Origin of the sequence: Tautonia rosea (assembly GCF_012958305.1) — a bacterium.
Classification (GTDB): domain Bacteria; phylum Planctomycetota; class Planctomycetia; order Isosphaerales; family Isosphaeraceae; genus Tautonia; species Tautonia rosea.
The window spans coordinates 1-1,252 of sequence record NZ_JABBYO010000047.1 but is presented as its reverse complement, the minus strand read 5'-3'; the positions used below and the strand labels follow the sequence as shown (position 1 = coordinate 1,252).

Annotated in this window: 1 protein-coding gene; it reads right to left on the bottom strand. The window is 67.4% G+C overall.

Translation table 11 applies throughout. The features are described from left to right. Window positions 1-54: 54 nt before the first annotated feature. Window positions 55-1,186, bottom strand: a protein-coding gene (locus HG800_RS26770; RefSeq protein WP_390877855.1) for an IS3 family transposase whose coding sequence is annotated in 2 segments (ribosomal slippage) — window positions 55-891 and window positions 893-1,186 — 1,131 coding nt in all. Because the reading frame shifts where the segments join, the coding sequence is not laid out codon by codon here. Window positions 1,187-1,252 lie beyond the last annotated feature (66 nt).

Genomic DNA, 1,252 nt, shown 5'->3' with positions numbered 1-1,252 from the left:
TGAGGTGGACCCCATTGTCTAGACCAAAAAGCGGCGATCCTTCGCTACTGCCCGTCAGGCCCTCATGCCCCTGACCTCCCGGTAGACCGCCGCCGGGGTCCGGTAGCCCAGCGACTGGTGCGGCCGCTCGTCGTTGTAGAAGGCGAAGTACCGGCCCAGCCCCCGATGCAGTTCCGGCACCGCCTCGTAGCCTCGGATGTAGATGTCCTCGTATTTCACGCTCCTCCAGAGCCGCTCCACGAACACGTTGTCCAGAGCCCGCCCCCGCCCGTCCATGCTCACCGCCACGCCGGCCTCCTCCAGGCGGCCGGTGAACGCCGCCGCCGTGAACTGCACCCCCTGGTCGGTGTTGAAGACCTCCGGCGTCCCCGCCCCCAAGGCCTCTTCGAGCATCTCCAGGCAGAACGACCCGTCGAGCGTGTTCGACAGCCGCCAGGCGACCACGTACCGGCTGAACCAGTCGATCACCGCCGCCAGGTACCTGAACCCGCCGGTCATCGGCACGTAGGTGATGTCGCTGCTCCAGACCTGGTCCACCCGCTCGATCGCCACGCCTCGCAGCAGGTACGGGTGGATCTTGTGACCCTTGCCGGCGACGCTCGTCCGAGGCCTGGGATAGATCGCCTCCAGGCCCATGGTCCGCATCAGCCGCCGCACCCGTTTCCGGTTCACCTCCTCCCCGTGATCGATCAGCCACCGGGTCATCCGCCGGCTGCCGTAGAACGGATAGGCCGTGTACTGCTCGTCGATCAGCCGCATCAGTCGCAGGTCCTCGGCCGTCTCGCCCGCCGGCTCGTAGTAGAGGCTCGACCGGTTCAGGCCGATCAGCTCGCACTGGCGGCGGACGCTCAGGGCCGGGTGGCCCGGCTCGATCAGCAGCCGCTTCTGCTCACATGAAGGCGGCAGCTTTTTTTTTCACCCACTCCAGCTCCATCTTGAGCCGGCCGATCTGCTCGAACAGCTCGGCCTGGCGGGCCTCGGCGTCGACCTCCTCCGAGACGGCCCTGGCCGGGCGGCCGAAGACCTCCTCGGCCCCGGAGAGCAGCTGCTTCTTCCAGGCGTGGATGAGCGTCGGATGGACGCCGAAGTGCCCGGCCAGCTCGTTGACCGTGCGATCCCCCTTGAGGGCGGCCAGGGCGACCTGGGCCTTGAACGCCGCCGTGTGGACCTTCCGCTTGCCTGCCATCGTCACCCCCTCGCTTGGGCCACCGGAGTAGCTTAACCGGTGGTCCAGTTTTCGGGGTCCACTATA